General features: G+C 60.7%; 16 protein-coding genes. 14 read left to right on the top strand and 2 right to left on the bottom strand.

Going from position 1 to position 16824, the window contains the following annotated elements; all coding sequences use genetic code 11:
• The first annotated feature begins 203 nt into the window (after positions 1 to 203).
• The 14 genes from flhA to PKE98_RS23310 all read left to right on the top strand — a co-directional run bounded on the left by flhA (position 204) and on the right by PKE98_RS23310 (position 14733).
• Positions 204 to 2321: a flagellar biosynthesis protein FlhA gene (gene flhA / locus PKE98_RS23375; protein WP_271197863.1), complete on the top strand. Its 2118-nt coding sequence runs from the start codon at positions 204 to 206 to the stop codon at positions 2319 to 2321.
• 15 nt (positions 2322 to 2336) lie between these two features.
• Positions 2337 to 3680 (top strand): flagellar biosynthesis GTPase FlhF, encoded by a 1344-nt coding sequence (gene flhF, locus PKE98_RS23370; RefSeq protein WP_271197821.1) that lies wholly within the window; start codon positions 2337 to 2339, stop codon positions 3678 to 3680.
• Positions 3681 to 3789: 109 nt separating this feature from the next.
• Positions 3790 to 4629 (top strand): flagellar synthesis regulator FleN, encoded by an 840-nt coding sequence (gene fleN, locus PKE98_RS23365; RefSeq protein WP_178086456.1) that lies wholly within the window; start codon positions 3790 to 3792, stop codon positions 4627 to 4629.
• Positions 4626 to 5372 (top strand): RNA polymerase sigma factor FliA, encoded by a 747-nt coding sequence (gene fliA / locus PKE98_RS23360; RefSeq protein WP_162998629.1) that lies wholly within the window; start codon positions 4626 to 4628, stop codon positions 5370 to 5372. Before fleN ends, fliA begins: the two co-directional genes overlap by 4 nt.
• Before the next feature lie 84 nt (positions 5373 to 5456).
• A complete protein-coding gene (locus PKE98_RS23355; RefSeq protein WP_172147048.1) occupies positions 5457 to 5831 on the top strand; it encodes a chemotaxis response regulator CheY in 375 nt (124 codons plus the stop codon).
• Positions 5832 to 5850: 19 nt separating this feature from the next.
• Positions 5851 to 6639, top strand: coding sequence for a protein phosphatase CheZ (locus PKE98_RS23350; protein ID WP_271197820.1), 789 nt, complete (start codon positions 5851 to 5853; stop codon positions 6637 to 6639).
• Positions 6640 to 6650: 11 nt separating this feature from the next.
• Entirely contained in the window at positions 6651 to 8915 is a 2265-nt protein-coding gene (locus tag PKE98_RS23345) for a chemotaxis protein CheA (protein ID WP_271197819.1), read from the top strand.
• Positions 8916 to 9049: 134 nt separating this feature from the next.
• The gene (locus PKE98_RS23340) at positions 9050 to 10192 is read left to right on the top strand and encodes a protein-glutamate methylesterase/protein-glutamine glutaminase (protein WP_271197818.1); all 1143 of its coding nucleotides are present in this window, start codon (positions 9050 to 9052) and stop codon (positions 10190 to 10192) included.
• On the top strand, positions 10192 to 10932 hold the full coding sequence (locus PKE98_RS23335) for a flagellar motor protein (protein ID WP_271197817.1): 741 nt from the start codon (positions 10192 to 10194) through the stop codon (positions 10930 to 10932). Before PKE98_RS23340 ends, PKE98_RS23335 begins: the two co-directional genes overlap by 1 nt.
• 15 nt (positions 10933 to 10947) lie before the next feature.
• Positions 10948 to 11820, top strand: a complete 873-nt coding sequence (gene motD / locus PKE98_RS23330; RefSeq protein ID WP_271197816.1) for a flagellar motor protein MotD — start codon at positions 10948 to 10950, stop codon at positions 11818 to 11820.
• A gap of 50 nt (positions 11821 to 11870) precedes the next feature.
• On the top strand, positions 11871 to 12659 hold the full coding sequence (locus tag PKE98_RS23325; protein ID WP_271197815.1) for a ParA family protein: 789 nt from the start codon (positions 11871 to 11873) through the stop codon (positions 12657 to 12659).
• 88 nt (positions 12660 to 12747) lie between these two features.
• The gene (locus tag PKE98_RS23320; protein ID WP_271197814.1) at positions 12748 to 13755 is read left to right on the top strand and encodes a CheW domain-containing protein; all 1008 of its coding nucleotides are present in this window, start codon (positions 12748 to 12750) and stop codon (positions 13753 to 13755) included.
• A 90-nt stretch (positions 13756 to 13845) separates the two neighbouring features.
• Complete coding sequence (locus PKE98_RS23315; protein ID WP_122451109.1) at positions 13846 to 14325, top strand: chemotaxis protein CheW; 480 nt, start codon at positions 13846 to 13848, stop codon at positions 14323 to 14325.
• A 3-nt stretch (positions 14326 to 14328) separates the two neighbouring features.
• On the top strand, positions 14329 to 14733 hold the full coding sequence (locus PKE98_RS23310; protein ID WP_271197813.1) for a DUF2802 domain-containing protein: 405 nt from the start codon (positions 14329 to 14331) through the stop codon (positions 14731 to 14733).
• A 96-nt stretch (positions 14734 to 14829) separates the two neighbouring features.
• On the opposite strand, the gene PKE98_RS23305 is transcribed toward PKE98_RS23310, so the two are convergent.
• Positions 14830 to 15162 (bottom strand): EscU/YscU/HrcU family type III secretion system export apparatus switch protein, encoded by a 333-nt coding sequence (locus PKE98_RS23305; protein ID WP_373877908.1) that lies wholly within the window; start codon positions 15160 to 15162, stop codon positions 14830 to 14832.
• Positions 15159 to 16730: a flagellar hook-length control protein FliK gene (gene fliK, locus PKE98_RS23300; RefSeq protein WP_271197812.1), complete on the bottom strand. Its 1572-nt coding sequence runs from the start codon at positions 16728 to 16730 to the stop codon at positions 15159 to 15161. The genes PKE98_RS23305 and fliK overlap by 4 nt, the downstream gene beginning before the upstream one ends.
• Positions 16731 to 16824 lie beyond the last annotated feature (94 nt).

Genomic DNA, 16824 nt, shown 5'->3' with positions numbered 1-16824 from the left:
CTTAAAAAACTGTTTTTGCCTTGCCCCGCTCTAGCTCGCTCAATCTCGATTTGCAGTGATTTTCCCGCTACCGCTGGATGCGCACAGCACACCCTGCGAAATCAAAAAAGTTACGGCGCCAAAGTTGGACGACTTCTTGCAAAAGCCCCGCTATCGACGCGTTTGCGTCAAAAGTTTGAATGGCGAGGAAAGGGCTTGTGGCAATAGATCGCACACAACTGATCGGTGATGTGAAGACCAACCTGGCGGGTTTGCGCCACGGCAACATCGGTATTCCGTTGTTGCTGATGGTGATGCTCGGCATGGTCATGTTGCCGGTGCCGCCGTTTTTGCTGGACGTGTTGTTTACCTTCAGCCTGGCCTTGGCCATCGTCGTGCTGCTGGTGGCGATCTACGCCTTGCGACCACTGGACTTCGCCGTATTCCCGACCATTCTGCTGGCCGCCACCTTGCTGCGCCTGGGGCTTAACGTAGCCTCCACGCGGGTGGTACTGCTGCACGGTCAGGAAGGCCACGACGCGGCCGGTAAGGTGATTCAGGCCTTCGGTGAGGTGGTGATCGGCGGTAACTACGTGGTCGGTATCGTGGTGTTCGCCATCTTGATGATCATCAACTTCGTGGTGGTCACCAAGGGTGCCGGGCGTATTTCCGAGGTAAGCGCACGTTTCACCCTGGACGCCATGCCCGGTAAGCAAATGGCCATCGACGCCGACCTCAACGCTGGCCTGATCGATCAGGTACAAGCCAAGCTGCGCCGAAGTGAAGTGGCGCAGGAAGCCGACTTCTACGGCTCCATGGATGGTGCGAGCAAGTTCGTACGCGGTGACGCCGTTGCCGGCTTGCTGATTCTGTTTATCAACCTGATCGGTGGTATGGCCATCGGTATCGTTCAGCACGACCTGAGTTTTGGCGATGCGGGCCGTATCTACACCCTGCTGACCATCGGTGACGGTCTGGTGGCGCAGATTCCGTCGCTGCTGCTATCGACCGCTGCTGCGATCATGGTGACCCGTGTTTCCAGCTCCGAAGACATGGGCCAGCAGGTCACCCGGCAGATGTTCGCTTCACCCAAAGCGCTGGGCGTTGCGGCCGGGCTGATCATCGTCATGGGCCTGGTGCCCGGCATGCCGCATTTCTCGTTTCTGAGCCTGGGCCTGATCGCCGCCGCTGGCGCCTACTGGATCGCCAACAAGCAGCGCAAAGTCAAAGTGGCTGAAGTGGCCGAGGTGCAACGCCAACAGGAGTTGCTGCCGGCCCAGCGTGCCCAGGAAGTCAAAGAACTGGGCTGGGATGACGTAACGCCGGTGGATATGGTCGGCCTGGAAGTGGGCTATCGCCTGATTCCGCTGGTGGACCGCAACCAGGGCGGCCAGTTGCTGGCGCGGATCAAGGGCGTACGCAAAAAGCTCTCGCAAGAGATGGGTTTTCTAATGCCCTCGGTGCATATCCGCGACAACCTCGACCTGCAGCCTAACGCCTACCGCCTGACGCTGATGGGCGTGAGCCTGGCTGAAGCCGAGATCTACCCGGACCGCGAGCTGGCCATCAACCCTGGCCAGGTATTCGGCACCTTGAATGGCGTGGCCGCCAAAGATCCGGCGTTCGGGCTGGAGGCAGTGTGGATCGACCAGTTTCAGCGCGATCAGGCGCAATCGCTCGGCTACACGGTGGTGGATGCCAGCACCGTGGTTGCTACCCACCTCAACCAGGTGCTGCATAAACACGCCCACGAGCTGTTGGGCCACGAGGAAGTGCAGCAGTTGCTGCAACTGCTGGCCAAGGCCTCGCCGAAGCTGGCTGAAGAGCTGGTGCCGGGTGCGGTGTCGTTGTCAACGCTGCTGAAGGTATTGCAGTCGCTGTTGCAAGAGCAGGTACCGGTGCGGGATATCCGTTCCATCGCCGAGGCGATCACCAATGTGAAGAGTCAAGATCCCGCCGCGATGGTGGCGGCGGTACGCGTCGCGCTGTCACGCTCAATCGTGCAAAGCATTGTGGGACTAGAGCCGGAGCTGCCTGTGATCACCCTTGAACCCAGGTTGGAACAGATATTGCTCAATAGCCTACAGAAGGCTGGGCAAGGCTCCGAGGATGGCATTCTCCTGGAGCCAAGCATGGCCGAGAAGCTGCAGCGTTCCCTGGTGGACGCTGCGCAACGTCAGGAAATGCTCGGCAAGCCAGCCATCCTGCTGGTAGCCGGTCCGGTTCGGGCGATGCTCTCGCGGTTCGCACGGTTGGCAGTACCGACCATGCACGTGTTGGCTTACCAGGAAATCCCAGACAACAAGCAGGTCACCATCGTTGCCACGGTGGGTCAGAACTGAACTGAGGCTTAGGTCATGCAAGTTAAACGCTTTTTCGCCGCCGATATGCGTCAAGTCATGAAATTGGTTCGCGATGAGCTGGGCGCCGATGCGTCCATCATCGGCACTCGCCGGGTAGCCGGGGGCGTGGAATTGACCGCCGCCCTGGACTACCAGGCGCCGGTGATGCCTGCGCGTCAGCCCAACCCTGAGCTTGAGGTGGAGCTGCGTCGTACGCAGTCGATGCTGGTGTCGGCCCACGCTGACCTGGCCACCCGTGTGTCTGGCGAAAAAATGAAAGACGGCCAGCTGTTTGCCAATGAGTCCATCGTGGCACCTGAGCTGCCGGCATCCTTTGTCCGTCCGGAGCGGCCAAAGCCTGCCGCTGCGCCGGCACCGGCACCGGCACCGGCACCTGCAATGGCGGTGGCAACCGACCAGCGCAGCCTGGATGCCGTGCGTTTCGAATTGAACGGCCTGCGTGAGCTGATTGAAGTGCAACTGGGCTCCATGGCCTGGGGTCAGATGCAAAGTCGCCGTCCGCAACAGGCTGCGCTGTGGCGCCGCCTGCAGCGCATGGGCCTGCCAGCCGAGCTGTCGCGCGTGCTGCTGGAGCGGGTGAGCAAGGTGCCGGAGCAGCGTCAAGCCTGGCGCATGATCCTCGCTCACCTGGCCCACGCGATCAAAACGCCCAAGGTCGAGCCATTGGAGGAGGGCGGTGTGATTGCCCTGGTGGGCCCGGCTGGTATGGGTAAAACCACTACACTGGCAAAAATGGCTGCCCGTTATGTACTGAAGTACGGCGCCCAGCACGTGGCACTGGTAAGCATGGACAGCTACCGCATTGGCGCTCAGGAGCAGTTGAAAACCTTGGGCCGCATTCTGAATGTGTCGGTGACTCAGGTAGACCCGGGCCAGTCGCTGACCCAGGCGCTGGAGCCCTTGGCGCGCAAGCGTGTGGTGTTGATCGACACCGCCGGCCTGCCTGGCAATGACCCGGCGCTGCACATGCAGTTGGAAACCTTGGCCGGTCGTGGGGTCAAATCGAGAAATTATCTGGTTTTGGCAGCTACCAGCCAGAGCCAAGTGCTCAAGGCCGCCTACCATAGCTATAAGCGTTGCGGTCTGACTGGCTGTATCCTTACCAAGGCCGATGAAGCGACCAGCCTGGGTGAAGTTATAAGTCTGGCTATAAGCCAGCATCTACCGGTAGCCTATCTGGCAGATGGCCCGCGGATTCCGGATGATTTGCACGTAGCGCGCAGTCACCAGTTGGTAAGCCGTGCAGTGAGCCTGCAAGCGCCGCAGGAACCGAGTGAAGATGCAATGGCCGACATGTTCGCCGGCCTGTATCAGAACCCGGCACGCCGGGCAGGTTGAACGCGCTTGTTGGCGCGTTGGTAATAAAGTTTTAAACCGTTCGGGTCGCCCTTTAAGGGCACCGGGGCGTAATCAGCCAAGTGGCCCCAGTCGAAGCTAGACAAGGTGTGTGGATAACATGGGTATGCATCCCGTACAGGTGATCGCGGTGACCGGCGGCAAAGGTGGCGTCGGCAAGACCAATGTATCGGTCAATCTCTCCCTGGCCCTGGCCGACCTCGGTCGGCGGGTGATGCTGATGGATGCCGACCTGGGCTTGGCCAACGTGGACGTGCTGCTGGGCCTGTCGGCCAAGCGCACGCTGGCAGATGTCATCAGCGGCGAGTGCGAATTGCGCGATGTGCTGCTGCAAGGCCCGGGCGGTATTCGCATCGTGCCGGCAGCCTCCGGTACACAAAGCATGGTGCAGCTCACGCCCATGCAGCACGCTGGCCTGATCCAGGCGTTCAGCGATATCAGCGATAACCTCGATGTATTGGTGATCGACACCGCCGCCGGTATCGGCGATGCGGTCGTGAGCTTTGTGCGCGCGGCCCAGGAGGTGATTGTGGTGGTGTGCGATGAGCCCACGTCCATCACCGACGCCTACGCCCTGATCAAGCTGCTGAACCGCGACCACGGCATGAGCCGTTTCCGCGTATTGGCCAACATGGCCCATAGCCCGCAGGAAGGTCGCAACCTGTTTGCTAAGCTGACTAAGGTGACTGACCGTTTTCTCGATGTCGCCCTGCAGTACGTCGGCGCTGTGCCTTACGACGAATCGGTACGCAAGGCAGTGCAGAAGCAGCGTGCAGTTTATGAGGCCTTCCCTCGTTCCAAGTGCGCACTGGCATTCAAGGCCATCGCGCAGAAGGTCGATACCTGGCCGTTACCAGCCAACCCACGCGGGCATCTGGAGTTTTTCGTGGAGCGTTTGGTACAGCAACCGCTAGCTGATACGGCCGTATGACATCAGGCAATGGGCTCCGTATGTATAGCAAGGCACAGGCGCAGGACTCCCAGCACCAGTTGATCGAGCGTTACGCCCCACTGGTCAAACGCATCGCCTACCACTTGCTGGCACGTTTGCCGGCAAGCGTGCAGGTGGAAGATCTGATTCAGGCCGGCATGATCGGCCTGCTCGAAGCCTCGAAAAAATACGACTCCAGCAAAGGCGCCAGTTTTGAAACTTTCGCCGGCATTCGCATACGCGGATCTATGCTGGATGAAGTGCGCAAGGGCGATTGGGCACCTCGTTCGGTGCACCGCAACAGTCGCATGGTCAGTGACGCAATCCGAAAAATTGAAGCCAGAACGGGTAGAGACGCTAAAGATCAAGAAGTTGCGGCCGAACTCCAATTGAGTCTCGAGGATTACTACGGCATTCTTGGCGACACTTTGGGCAGTCGCCTGTTCAGTTTCGACGACCTTCTTCAGGACGGCGAGCACACGGGTCTGCGTGAAGACGCTGGCATTACCCACTTCGAGCCTTCGCGCGATCTGGAAGATGAACGTTTCCAATCAGCATTGGCAGCGGCCATTTCCGGGCTGCCGGAGCGCGAACAGTTGGTGTTGTCGCTGTATTACGACGAAGAACTGAATCTCAAGGAAATTGGCGAAGTGCTGGGGGTCAGCGAATCGCGGGTCAGCCAGTTGCATAGCCAGTGTGCCGCTCGTTTGCGTGCACGCTTGAGCGAGTGGCGCGCTAGCTGAGCGGTACTGCCAGTTTCTCGATTCAACGCGCATCCAGGTGCTGGGTGCGTTTAGGACTGTACGGAGGTCGACTTGGACAAAAACATGAAAATCCTCATCGTTGACGACTTCTCAACGATGCGACGGATCATCAAGAACCTCTTGCGCGACTTGGGATTCACCAACACCGCTGAGGCAGATGACGGAACAACGGCTCTACCCATGCTGCATAGCGGCAGCTTCGACTTTCTCGTGACTGACTGGAACATGCCGGGTATGACCGGTATCGACCTCTTGCGCGCGGTTCGCGCCGATGACCGTCTCAAGCACCTGCCGGTGCTGATGGTGACCGCCGAAGCCAAGCGCGACCAGATTATCGAAGCGGCGCAAGCCGGGGTGAACGGGTATGTAGTCAAACCGTTCACGGCGCAGGTTCTGAAAGAGAAGATCGAAAAAATCTTCGAGCGTGTTAACGGCTGATCCCGGCCGTGGGGGCAATATGGCGCACGACGATATACCCATGGGCGACCTCGAGTCGTCCCTAAAAACCAATGCCCGAGAGCTCGTTGAGAGCCTTGAAAAAGGTAATTTTGGCGACGCGGTTCAGCTTATCCATGAGCTCAATAAAGTCCGTGACCGTGGGCTTTACCACGAGGTTGGCAAACTGACGCGTGAGCTGCACAACGCCATCGTCAATTTTCAGCTCGACCCTCGCGTGCCGCACGCCAAGGAAGTGTCGCAAATCACCGACGCCACCGAACGCCTGAACTATGTTGTGACGATGACCGAGAAAGCGGCCAATCGCACCATGGATCTGGTGGAGCAGAGTGCGCCGCTGGTGAACGACCTCAATGACGATGCCACCGCACTGAGCGCCGACTGGGGCCGTTTCATGCGCCGCGAGCTGGGCGCCGAAGCCTTCCGCGAGCTGGCCAAGCGCATCGAGCTGTTTCTGGCCCGTAGCGAACGCGACAGCAGCAAGTTGTCGGGCCACCTCAACGACATTCTGCTGGCGCAGGACTACCAGGACCTTACCGGTCAGGTGATCAAGCGCGTTACGCAACTGGTAACCGAAGTCGAAGCCAACCTGCTGAAACTGGTGCTTATGGCCAGCCAGGTAGACCGTTTCGCCGGCATTGAGCACGACCATTCCGTGCTACGCGCCGAGCAAGAACAACAAAAAGAGCCTTCTCGTGGTGAAGGTCCGCAGATTCATGCCGATAAGCGTGAGGATGTCGCCTCTAATCAGGATGACGTCGACGATCTGCTATCCAGTCTAGGGTTCTAGGGAGCACACCAATGAGCTTCGGCGCCGATGAAGAAATCCTCCAGGACTTCCTGGTAGAGGCCGGCGAAATTCTTGAGCAGTTATCGGAACAGTTGGTCGAGCTGGAAAGCCGACCGGATGACTCCAACCTGCTCAATGCTATTTTCCGTGGTTTCCACACCGTCAAAGGTGGCGCCGGGTTCCTCCAGCTCAATGAGCTGGTGGAGTGCTGCCACATCGCCGAAAACGTGTTCGACATCCTGCGCAAGGGTGAGCGTCGCGTTGACTCGGAGCTGATGGACGTTGTCCTCGAAGCATTGGACGCCGTTAACGGCATGTTTTCCGAAGTGCGCGAGCGCACCACGCCCACGCCGGCATCGCCGGAGTTGTTGGCCGCGTTGTCGCGTCTGGCTGAGCCGCAAAGCGCAGATGAGCTGGCCGGTGCTGCGGCCGAGCCTGCTGCCGCCGAGCCCGAACCTGAGGTGCCAGAGGCGCCTGCCGCCGCAACTGGCGACATTACCGACAGCGAATTCGAGCAGTTGCTCGATGCCCTGCATGACGAACCCAAAGCGCCTGCTGCTGCCAGCAGCAGCGACGAAATTACCGACGACGAATTCGAATCCCTGCTCGACCAGTTGCACGGCAAAGGCCAGTTCGCTGCGCCGTCGGCGCCTGCCGCACCGGCCGCTGCGGTCAGTGCTCCTGCTGCCAGCGAGGCTCCGGCGGCTGCCGGTGGTGGTGATGAAATCACCGATGACGAATTCGAAGCCCTGCTGGATCAGTTGCACGGCAAAGGCAAATTTGTCGAGCCCGCTGCTGCTGCGCCTGCAAAAGCGGAACCGGCGCCTGTAGAGGCGGCATCACCGGCTGCCAGTGGTGGTGGCGATAACATTACCGACGACGAATTCGAAGCCTTGCTGGACCAGTTGCATGGTCAGGGCAAATTTGTCGAACCGGCTGCTCAGGCACCATTGCCTGCGGCCGTTGCGCCGGCCAAACCTGCCGCGCCAGCAGCCAAGCCTGCGGCAAAAGCCGAACCGGCCAAGCCGGCTGCGGCCAAACCTGCGGCGCCTGCACCGGCGCCTGCTGCTGCGGCCGCCACCGCCGACAAAGCCGGGCCTGCTACCGAAGCGGAAACCACCGTGCGGGTCGATACCGCGCGCCTCGACGAGATCATGAATATGGTCGGCGAGCTGGTGCTGGTGCGTAACCGTCTGGTGCGCCTGGGCTTGAATAGCGGCGACGAGAATATGTCCAAGGCCGTTTCCAACCTCGATGTGGTAACGGCTGATCTGCAGACTGCGGTGATGAAAACCCGCATGCAGCCGATCAAGAAAGTCTTCGGCCGTTTCCCACGGTTGGTTCGCGATCTGGCGCGCAGCCTGAAAAAAGAAATCAACCTGGAACTGGTAGGGGAAGAAACCGACCTCGACAAGAACCTGGTGGAGGCCCTGGCCGACCCGTTGGTGCACTTGGTGCGCAACTCGGTGGACCACGGCATCGAATCGCCGGAAAAACGCGAAGCTGCCGGCAAGAGCCGCGGCGGCAAGATCGTATTGTCGGCGCAGCAAGAGGGTGACCATATCCTGCTGTCGATTTCTGACGACGGTAACGGCATGGACCCCGACGTGTTGCGCGCCAAGGCGGTAGAGAAGGGCGTGCTCGACAAAGACGCCGCCGACCGTCTCAGCGAAGCCGAATGCTACAACCTGATTTTTGCCCCGGGCTTCTCGACCAAAACCGAGATTTCCGATGTGTCCGGTCGTGGCGTGGGCATGGATGTGGTGAAAACCAAGATTTCCCAGCTCAACGGCATCATCAACATCTACTCGGCCAAGGGCCAGGGCACCAAAATTGTCATCAAGGTGCCGTTGACGCTGGCGATCATGCCGACCCTGATGGTGATGCTCGGCAACCAGGCGTTTGCCTTCCCGCTGGTGAATGTGAACGAAATCTTCCACCTCGACCTGTCGCGTACCAACGTGGTCGACGGCCAGGAAGTGGTGATCGTGCGGGACAAGGCGCTGCCGCTGTTCTACCTCAAGCGCTGGTTGGTCAGCAGTGCCCAGCATGAGGAACAGCACGAAGGCCATGTGGTGATTCTGTCGGTGGGCACCCAACGGATCGGCTTTGTGGTCGATCAACTGGTCGGCCAGGAAGAGGTGGTAATCAAGCCGCTGGGCAAAATGCTGCAGGGCACTCCGGGTATGTCCGGGGCGACCATCACCGGCGACGGGCGCATTGCCCTGATTCTGGATGTGCCGAGCATGCTCAAGCGTTACGCGCGCCGTATCTGATTGCGGCGTGTTCGAGACTAAGCGTGACAGCAGGGGGCGTGGCATTTACTCGGAGTAAATAAGCGCTTCGCCTGCTCGCGCAGCACCAAGCACGAAGGCCTTCCAGGGCCTCGGGCGGGTTCAAAGGAGCGGTTATGGCAGTTAAGGTTCTGGTAGTGGACGATTCCGGCTTTTTTCGCCGGCGTGTCTCGGAGATTCTCTCCGCCGATTCGAATATCCAAGTCGTCGGCACTGCCACCAATGGTCGTGAAGCGATCGATCAGGCTCTGGCGCTCAAGCCTGACGTGATCACCATGGACTACGAAATGCCGATGATGGATGGCATTACCGCCGTACGTCATATCATGCAGCGTTGCCCAACCCCGGTTCTGATGTTCTCTTCGCTCACCCACGAAGGCGCGCGTGTAACGCTCGACGCGCTGGACGCCGGTGCCGTGGATTTTTTACCCAAGAACTTCGAAGACATCTCGCGCAACCCCGAGAAGGTCAAACAACTGCTGTGCGAGAAGGTACATACCATCGCCCGCAGTAACCGCCGGTACAGCAGTTTTTCCAGCGCCCCGGCAGCGCCTGCACCGACGCCAGCCCCAGCCCCAGCCCCTGCACACACGCCGACCACCACCAGCACTGCGCCCGCACGCCCGGCACCCGCAGCCCCGCGGCCAACCGCTGCGCCAGCGCCGGCGGCATCGACCAGTGCCGCGCCCAAGCGCAAGGCGTACAAACTGCTGGCCATCGGCACCTCTACCGGCGGCCCCGTGGCGCTGCAACGCGTGCTGACCCAACTGCCTGCCAACTTTCCCGCGCCTATCGTGCTGATTCAGCATATGCCGGCGGCCTTTACCAAGGCCTTTGCCGAGCGCCTGGACAAGCTATGCCGCATCAGCGTGAAAGAAGCCGAAGACGGCGACCAGCTGCGCCCAGGCTTGGCCCTGCTGGCCCCTGGCGGCAAGCAGATGATGGTCGATGGTCGCGGTACGGTGAAAATTCTGCCGGGCGATGAGCGCCTGAATTATCGGCCTTGTGTGGATATCACCTTTGGCTCGGCCTCCAAGGCCTACGGCGACAAAGTATTGGCCGTGGTGCTTACCGGTATGGGCGCCGACGGCCGCGAAGGCGCGCGCCTGCTCAAGCAGGGCGGCAGCCAGGTATGGGCTCAGGACGAGGCCAGCTGCGTGATTTACGGCATGCCCATGGCCATCGTCAAAGCCAACCTGGCAGACGCGGTCTACAGCCTTGATGACATCGGTCGGCACCTGGTGGAGGCCTGTGTCTGATGGATGTACTCAGCCTTATTGGGGTGATCCTGGCGTTGGTCGCCATTCTGGGGGGCAACTACCTGGAAGGCGGTCACGTCGGTGCGCTGCTCAATGGGCCGGCGTTTCTGATTGTGGTGGGCGGCACGCTAGGTGCAGCCTTCCTGCAAACCCCGATGGCGGTGTTCAAACGCTCGCTGGTTACCGTGCGCTGGATTATTTTTCCGCCCCGTATCGATCTGGCTGGCGGCATCAACCGCGTGGTGGGCTGGAGCCAGACGGCACGCAAGGAAGGCTTGCTGGGCTTGGAGGCGGTGGCGGATGTCGAGCCCGACCCCTACGCGCGCAAGGGCCTGCAATTGCTGGTCGATGGTGCTGAGCCTGAAGCCATTCGCAGCATTCTGGAAGTGGACCTGTACACCCAGGAAGGCCGCGATATCCAGGCTGCCAAGGTATTCGACAGCATGGGTGGCTATTCGCCCACTATCGGCATTATCGGCGCGGTGATGGGGCTTATTCATGTGATGGGCAACCTGGCGGACCCGAGCATGCTCGGCAGCGGCATCGCGGTCGCCTTTGTCGCCACGATTTACGGTGTGGCGTTTGCCAACCTGCTGCTGTTGCCGGTGGGTAACAAGCTCAAGGCCATAGCCCTGCGTCAGTCGCGCTACCGGGAAATGTTGCTGGAAGGAATTCTCTCCATTGCCGAAGGGGAAAATCCGCGCTCGATCGAGCTCAAGCTGCAAGGCTTCATGGACTAAAAGGTTCGGCTGAATATGGCCCGTCGGCGGCATCACGAAGAGCACGAAAATCACGAACGTTGGCTGGTGTCCTACGCGGACTTCATCACCTTGCTGTTCGCGTTCTTCGTGGTGATGTATTCGATTTCGTCGATCAACGAGGGCAAGTACAAGATTCTTTCCGACAGCCTGGTCGGTGCGTTCAATCAGCCCGACCGTTCTATAAAGCCGATTCCGGTCGGTGATGAAAGGCCGCTGACCACCGAGCCGGAACGGCCCCTGGACCAGGACACCCCAGCCGGTGACGACCCGACCAAGGCCCTGCAGGAAATCAGTGACGCGGTGAAGGCCGCCTTTGGCGACCTGATCAAGAGTGACCAGTTGACCGTGCGTGGCAACGAACTGTGGATTGAAATCGAGCTGAATTCGAGCCTGTTGTTCCCCAGCGGCGATGCGATTCCCAACGACACGGCCTTCACCATTATCGAAAAGGTTGCCAAAATTCTGGCGCCTTACGAGAATCCCATTCATGTGGAAGGGTTCACAGATAATCTTCCGATCAATACCGCGCAGTTTCCCACGAACTGGGAGCTGTCTACGGCGCGGGCAGCTAGCATTGTAAGAATGATGGCCATGGATGGCGTGAACGCCGGGCGCCTGGCGGCGGTCGGTTATGGAGAGTTTCAGCCCATCGCGGATAACGCGACGGCAGAGGGAAGAGCGCGCAATCGCCGGGTAGTGCTGGTGGTGTCACGCAACTTGGATGTGCGACGCAGTGTTAGTGGTGTAGGAAGTGGTCATGCCAAGCCCGATGCGGCATTAGAGCGGGCTGGCACACAACCTGCACCATCGCCAGATGTGCAGCCGCCTGAGGGCGGCGCTGTCAATTCCCCGTCGCCGACCCCGTAGGGCGGCACTTGTTCTCGGTAAGCCCTTGGTGCGCCGGGAGGATAACGAACATGAGAGTCTGGGCAGTAGCCAATCAAAAAGGTGGGGTAGGCAAGACCACCACGAGCATCGCACTGGCGGGCCTGTTGGCCGACGCTGGCAAGCGCGTGGTTGTGGTCGATCTTGATCCACATGGCTCCATGACGAGCTATTTCGGGCACGACCCCGATTCCCTGGAACACAGCGCCTTCGACCTGTTCCAGCACCAGGGCAGCGTGCCGCAAGGGCTGCCGGGCCAACTGCTGCTGCCGACCAGCCATCCTTCCATTGCGCTGCTGCCCTCGAGCACCGCGCTGGCCACCCTGGAGCGTCAATCGCCGGGGCAGAGCGGCCTGGGGCTGGTGATCGCCAAAAGCCTGGCGCAGCTGTGGGACGATTTCGACCACGCCATTATCGACAGCCCGCCCTTGCTCGGAGTGCTGATGGTCAACGCGCTGGCGGCCAGCCAGCAGCTGGCGATTCCGGTGCAAACCGAGTTCTTGGCGGTAAAAGGCCTGGAACGCATGGTCAGCACCCTGGCGATGATCAACCGCTCGCGCAAACAGGCGCTGCCGTACACCATCGTGCCGACCCTGTTCGACCGCCGTACGCAAGCCTCGCTGAGTACGTTGCGCACGCTGCGCAACGCCTACCCGGATCATTTGTGGCCGGCCTATATCCCGGTCGACACCCGTTTGCGTGACGCCAGCCGCGCGGGGCAGACGCCCTCGCAGTTCGACGACAAGAGCCGCGGCGTGCTGGCCTACCGAGCGCTGCTCAAGCATTTGCTCAGCAACGAACTGGCCGCGCAGGTCGCCTGAATATGGCCATTTTTGCTATCAAGGCTGGCTCAAGTCGCAGGCCCTTGCTGCCGATATATGAGTCAGTCCATTTAGTCGGGTTTTGTCTATGAGCCGTCCTACCGCAACCGCTTCGCGCCCGCAGCTGGCTTTGCAGTCCTATTTGGACGGCCTGCTACAGGAAGCGGCTGCCGAACTGGCCGATGTCATTGCGCCAATTGCCGCGCCCGTCGTGGCAGCGGCGCCGGTTCGTCCGGTCCCCGTGCCTGCACCCGTGGCCAAGGCTGCACCGGCGCCGGTTGACGACGACGCCATTTCCCTCGATGAATTCGAAGCCGCGGTGCTGGAAGAGCAGGTGCGTGATGCCCGTCTGCAAGCGCCGCCTGCCGCCGCCAGACCCGCGGCGGTGAAACTGGAACGCCCGACGCTGGTATTGCCTACCCTGGAAATGGCCAAGCCGGTGCTGATGCCGACGCTGTTGGTCGAGCAGCCGGCGCCGGTCGTTGAAAAGCCGGTCGCGGAAAAACCGGTGGTGCTCACGCCTCCTGTTGCTGAAGCTCCCGTGGTCGCTTCCGTGGTGGAACGGCAGATCCACGCCGATATGTCGCCAACCCCGCCGCCGTTGCAACTGAGCGGCCAGCCGAGCTGGGGTGAAGAGCCGTTTGAATGCCTGTTATTCGATGTCGCCGGCCTGACGCTGGCGGTGCCGCTGGTGTGCCTGGGCTCGATCTACCCGCTGGTGGGCCAGGAGCTGACGCCATTATTTGGCCAGCCGGACTGGTTCCTCGGTATCCTGCCGTGCCAGGCTGGCAACCTGCGGGTGCTGGACACCGCGCGTTGGGTGATGCCTGATCGCTACCGTGATGATTTTCGCCAGGGCTTGCAGTATGTGATTTCCGTGCAAGGCTACGAATGGGGCCTGGCGGTTCACCAGGTCAGCCGCTCGATTCGCCTGGACCCCAAAGAGGTCAAGTGGCGCAGTCAGCGCAGCCAGCGGCCGTGGTTGGCTGGCACCGTAATCGAACATATGTGCGCACTGGTGGATGTGGCCGTGCTGGCCGAACTGATCGCCAGCGGCGCCGCCAAGCGTCTGACCAGCGATGGTCGCGTGCATTGATGATTGAACAGCCCTGCCAGTGCGGGGCTTTACCGTAAACGGCGGGGCACACCCGTACGCTGCATTGGCAGCATTGATGAGGGTAGGGATATGAAGAAAACGTCCGCACAAGGTTCCGAAGATCCCATTCTGCAGTGGGTGACTTTCCGCCTGGATAACGAAACCTACGGCATCAATGTGATGCAGGTGCAGGAAGTCCTGCGCTATACCGAAATTGCCCCGGTGCCGGGTGCGCCAAGCTACGTGCTGGGCATCATCAACCTGCGCGGCAACGTGGTGACCGTGATCGACACCCGCCAGCGCTTCGGCCTGGACTCCGGTTCGGTCACCGACAACACCCGTATCGTTATCATTGAAGCCGACAAGCAAGTGGTCGGCATCATGGTCGACAGCGTGGCCGAGGTGGTTTATCTGCGCCAATCGGAAGTGGAAACCGCGCCTAACGTCGGCAACGACGAGTCGGCCAAGTTTATCCAGGGCGTGTGCAACAAGAACGGCGAGCTGCTGATTCTGGTTGAGCTGGACAAAATGATGTCTGAAGAAGAATGGTCCGAACTGGAGAGCATCTAACCCATGCTCGACGTCGTGCTGTTGGTGCTGGCCCTGGCCTGTGTAGGGCTGGGCGGCACCTGCATCTGGCTGGCAGGCCGGCAGCGCGAGTTCGTCCGTCAGTTTGAATTCCAGGCCCAGCGCGACGCGTTGCGCGACCAGGCCATCAAAGAACTGAAAAAACGCCTGGATACCTACCTCACCGGCAGTATCCGCATGGGCGAAGAACTGTACGAGCTGCGCCGCACTGTGGCGCCGATTCCGGACAAGCTCAGCCAGATCGAGCAGCGCGACCCCAGCAATCTCTCCTTTACCCAGGCGGCGCGGCTGGTCGGCCTGGGCGCCAGCGTCGATGACCTGACGCAGTCGTGCGGCTTGAGCCGCGCCGAAGCCGAACTGGTTAGCAAGCTTCACCAAGCCAAACGCTGATCTGGTGTTTGTAGGACCCAGCTTGCTGGCGAACCCTGCAAGCACCGGTCGCGATCACCTTTTTCAGGATTCGCGACCAAGGTCGCTCTTACAGGCTCAGTCCAGCAATGGCCGTGGCGTATGTGGGGTGACATCTTTCTCGCCACCATCATCCGGCACAAACCCTTCCGGGCACTTGCCTTTCAAATACCAGGCAAAGGCGATGATCTCGGCGATGCTTTTGTACAGCTCTTCGGGAATCGAGTCGCCCAACTCCATGCGCGCCAGCAGGCGCACCAGCTCGGCGTTTTCGTAGATGGGCACTTCGTATTCACGGGCAATCGCCAGAATGGCTTCGGCCAGTTCGTCATCGCCTTTGGCAGACAGGTTCGGCGCGCTTTTGCCGTCGTAGGTGAGGGCAATGGCCTGGCGGGGGGCTTCGGGGTTCATGCTTTGTCGTCGATCCAGCGTTGTTCGAGGGTGGTGCGCGGGCCTTGCGGAGGAAAGCCTTGCTGGCATTCCAGCTCGCCGACATTGAGGCCGGCGGCAGTCAGGCGGTCACGCAGGGTGCCCAGTTCGTTGTCGATGAGTTGCACGGTGCTGAGTTTTTCTGCCCACAGCTGGCTGGTAAGGCTGCCGCGGGCAATCTGGGCCTGCACCTGTAATGGGCCGAGCGGGGCGATATCGAAAGCCAGTTCGACGCGCCAGACCGGCTCTTGCTGCTGACCTTTCTTGCCGCCTTTGCCGTTCTGTTTTTCTTCCTGCGCGTCTTCACGTTGCATCTTCAATTGCAGCGGCACCAGGTCTTGCTGGTTGCGCATGGGGATTTCCATCTGCCAGGTGGTCAGCAGGTTGCCTTCGGGTGTCAGCTGGCTTTGCGCCAGGCTCGACAGCTGGTGGGTCTGCAGGCGGGAAACAGCAGCGGCGGCGAGCTTTAGCAGGCTTTCCAGATCGCCTTCCTTTTCCATTTCCTTCTGCAGCTTGCTTGGCAGGGGAAAAGTCAGGCCTGGTTGTTTGACGCCAGTTTGCCCCAGCGCGCCGAGGGCATTACGCAGAAACACCGGCAGCGCCTGGCCGAGATTGCCGCCAATGGTGTTCGGGTTGATGGCGGTGCCGTTGGGCAAGGCCGGGAGAATCTGCGCAATCAGGCGCAGCAGGTTGGCTTTCATGTCCTGGGACAGGCCGGACGCGTTGCCGCTGAGCAGCTTGGCCTCGAGAAACATGCCGCTTTTTTCCAAGGCCTGCGACAGGCCTTTGGAGTCGCTCAATTGAGCGCCGTCGGGCAGGGCGCCGAGCAGTTTGTCGATGCTGGTGCGCAGGCCTTCAGGCAAGCCTTCCTTGCCGCTCAAGCCTTGCAAGGACTTCAGCAAGCCCTCCAGCGAGCCCTGACGCGCCTGCTGGCTGCCAAGCTGTTGCGCCAGTTCCAATTGGTCCAGACGCCCGCTCAGCGGCAAAAAGGCCAGGGATTGGTTGCTTTGCACCTGGGCGGTCAGCAGGCTGCCGACCGGCAGACTCAACGGCGTTTCCAGCGCCAGCTTGCTGCCAGCCATGGAAGTGTTGAGCAGGCTCATCACCACTTTGTTCAGCACTTGCTGGGTTTGCGGCTGCACGAAGACCTGGGTGGACTCCACCTTGCCCTGAATCACCGTGCCGGTGGGCATGGCATCGCCGTCAAGACTGGTCAGTGGATTGCCGCCAGCGGCGATCTGCATCACCACGGACAAGCGGGTATCGGACACAGCGGTAACGCCCACCGTGCTGCCCGGCACCAATGGCTGATTGGTGGTGGCTTGCACGGTGGCTTGCTGGCCGCCGCTGAGGGTCAGCTTGAGCAACACTTGCTGGAAGTTCTGCGCGAGGTCTTTGACGCTCACCACTTCGGCGGTGGTGCTGTCGCCGACGGCCATCAGGTCGCCCAGCGGCTGCAGCAGTTTCACCGCCGCATCCGCCACCGAGGGAGCAGGGCGGGTGGTCGGCGTGATCGCGGGGAGTGGGCGAGTGCTACTGATTTCGCTCATCGGCGGTTTACAACCTGTCGAAAAAGCCAGCTTCGAGGGGCGGGCATGACATGTATAATGCCGCCCCGTCCGGGTCGGCCGTGCTGTTGGCTTG

This window comes from Pseudomonas turukhanskensis, from assembly GCF_027922365.1.
GTDB lineage: Bacteria > Pseudomonadota > Gammaproteobacteria > Pseudomonadales > Pseudomonadaceae > Aquipseudomonas > Aquipseudomonas turukhanskensis.
This window is presented reverse-complemented; position numbering and strand designations above follow the sequence as displayed.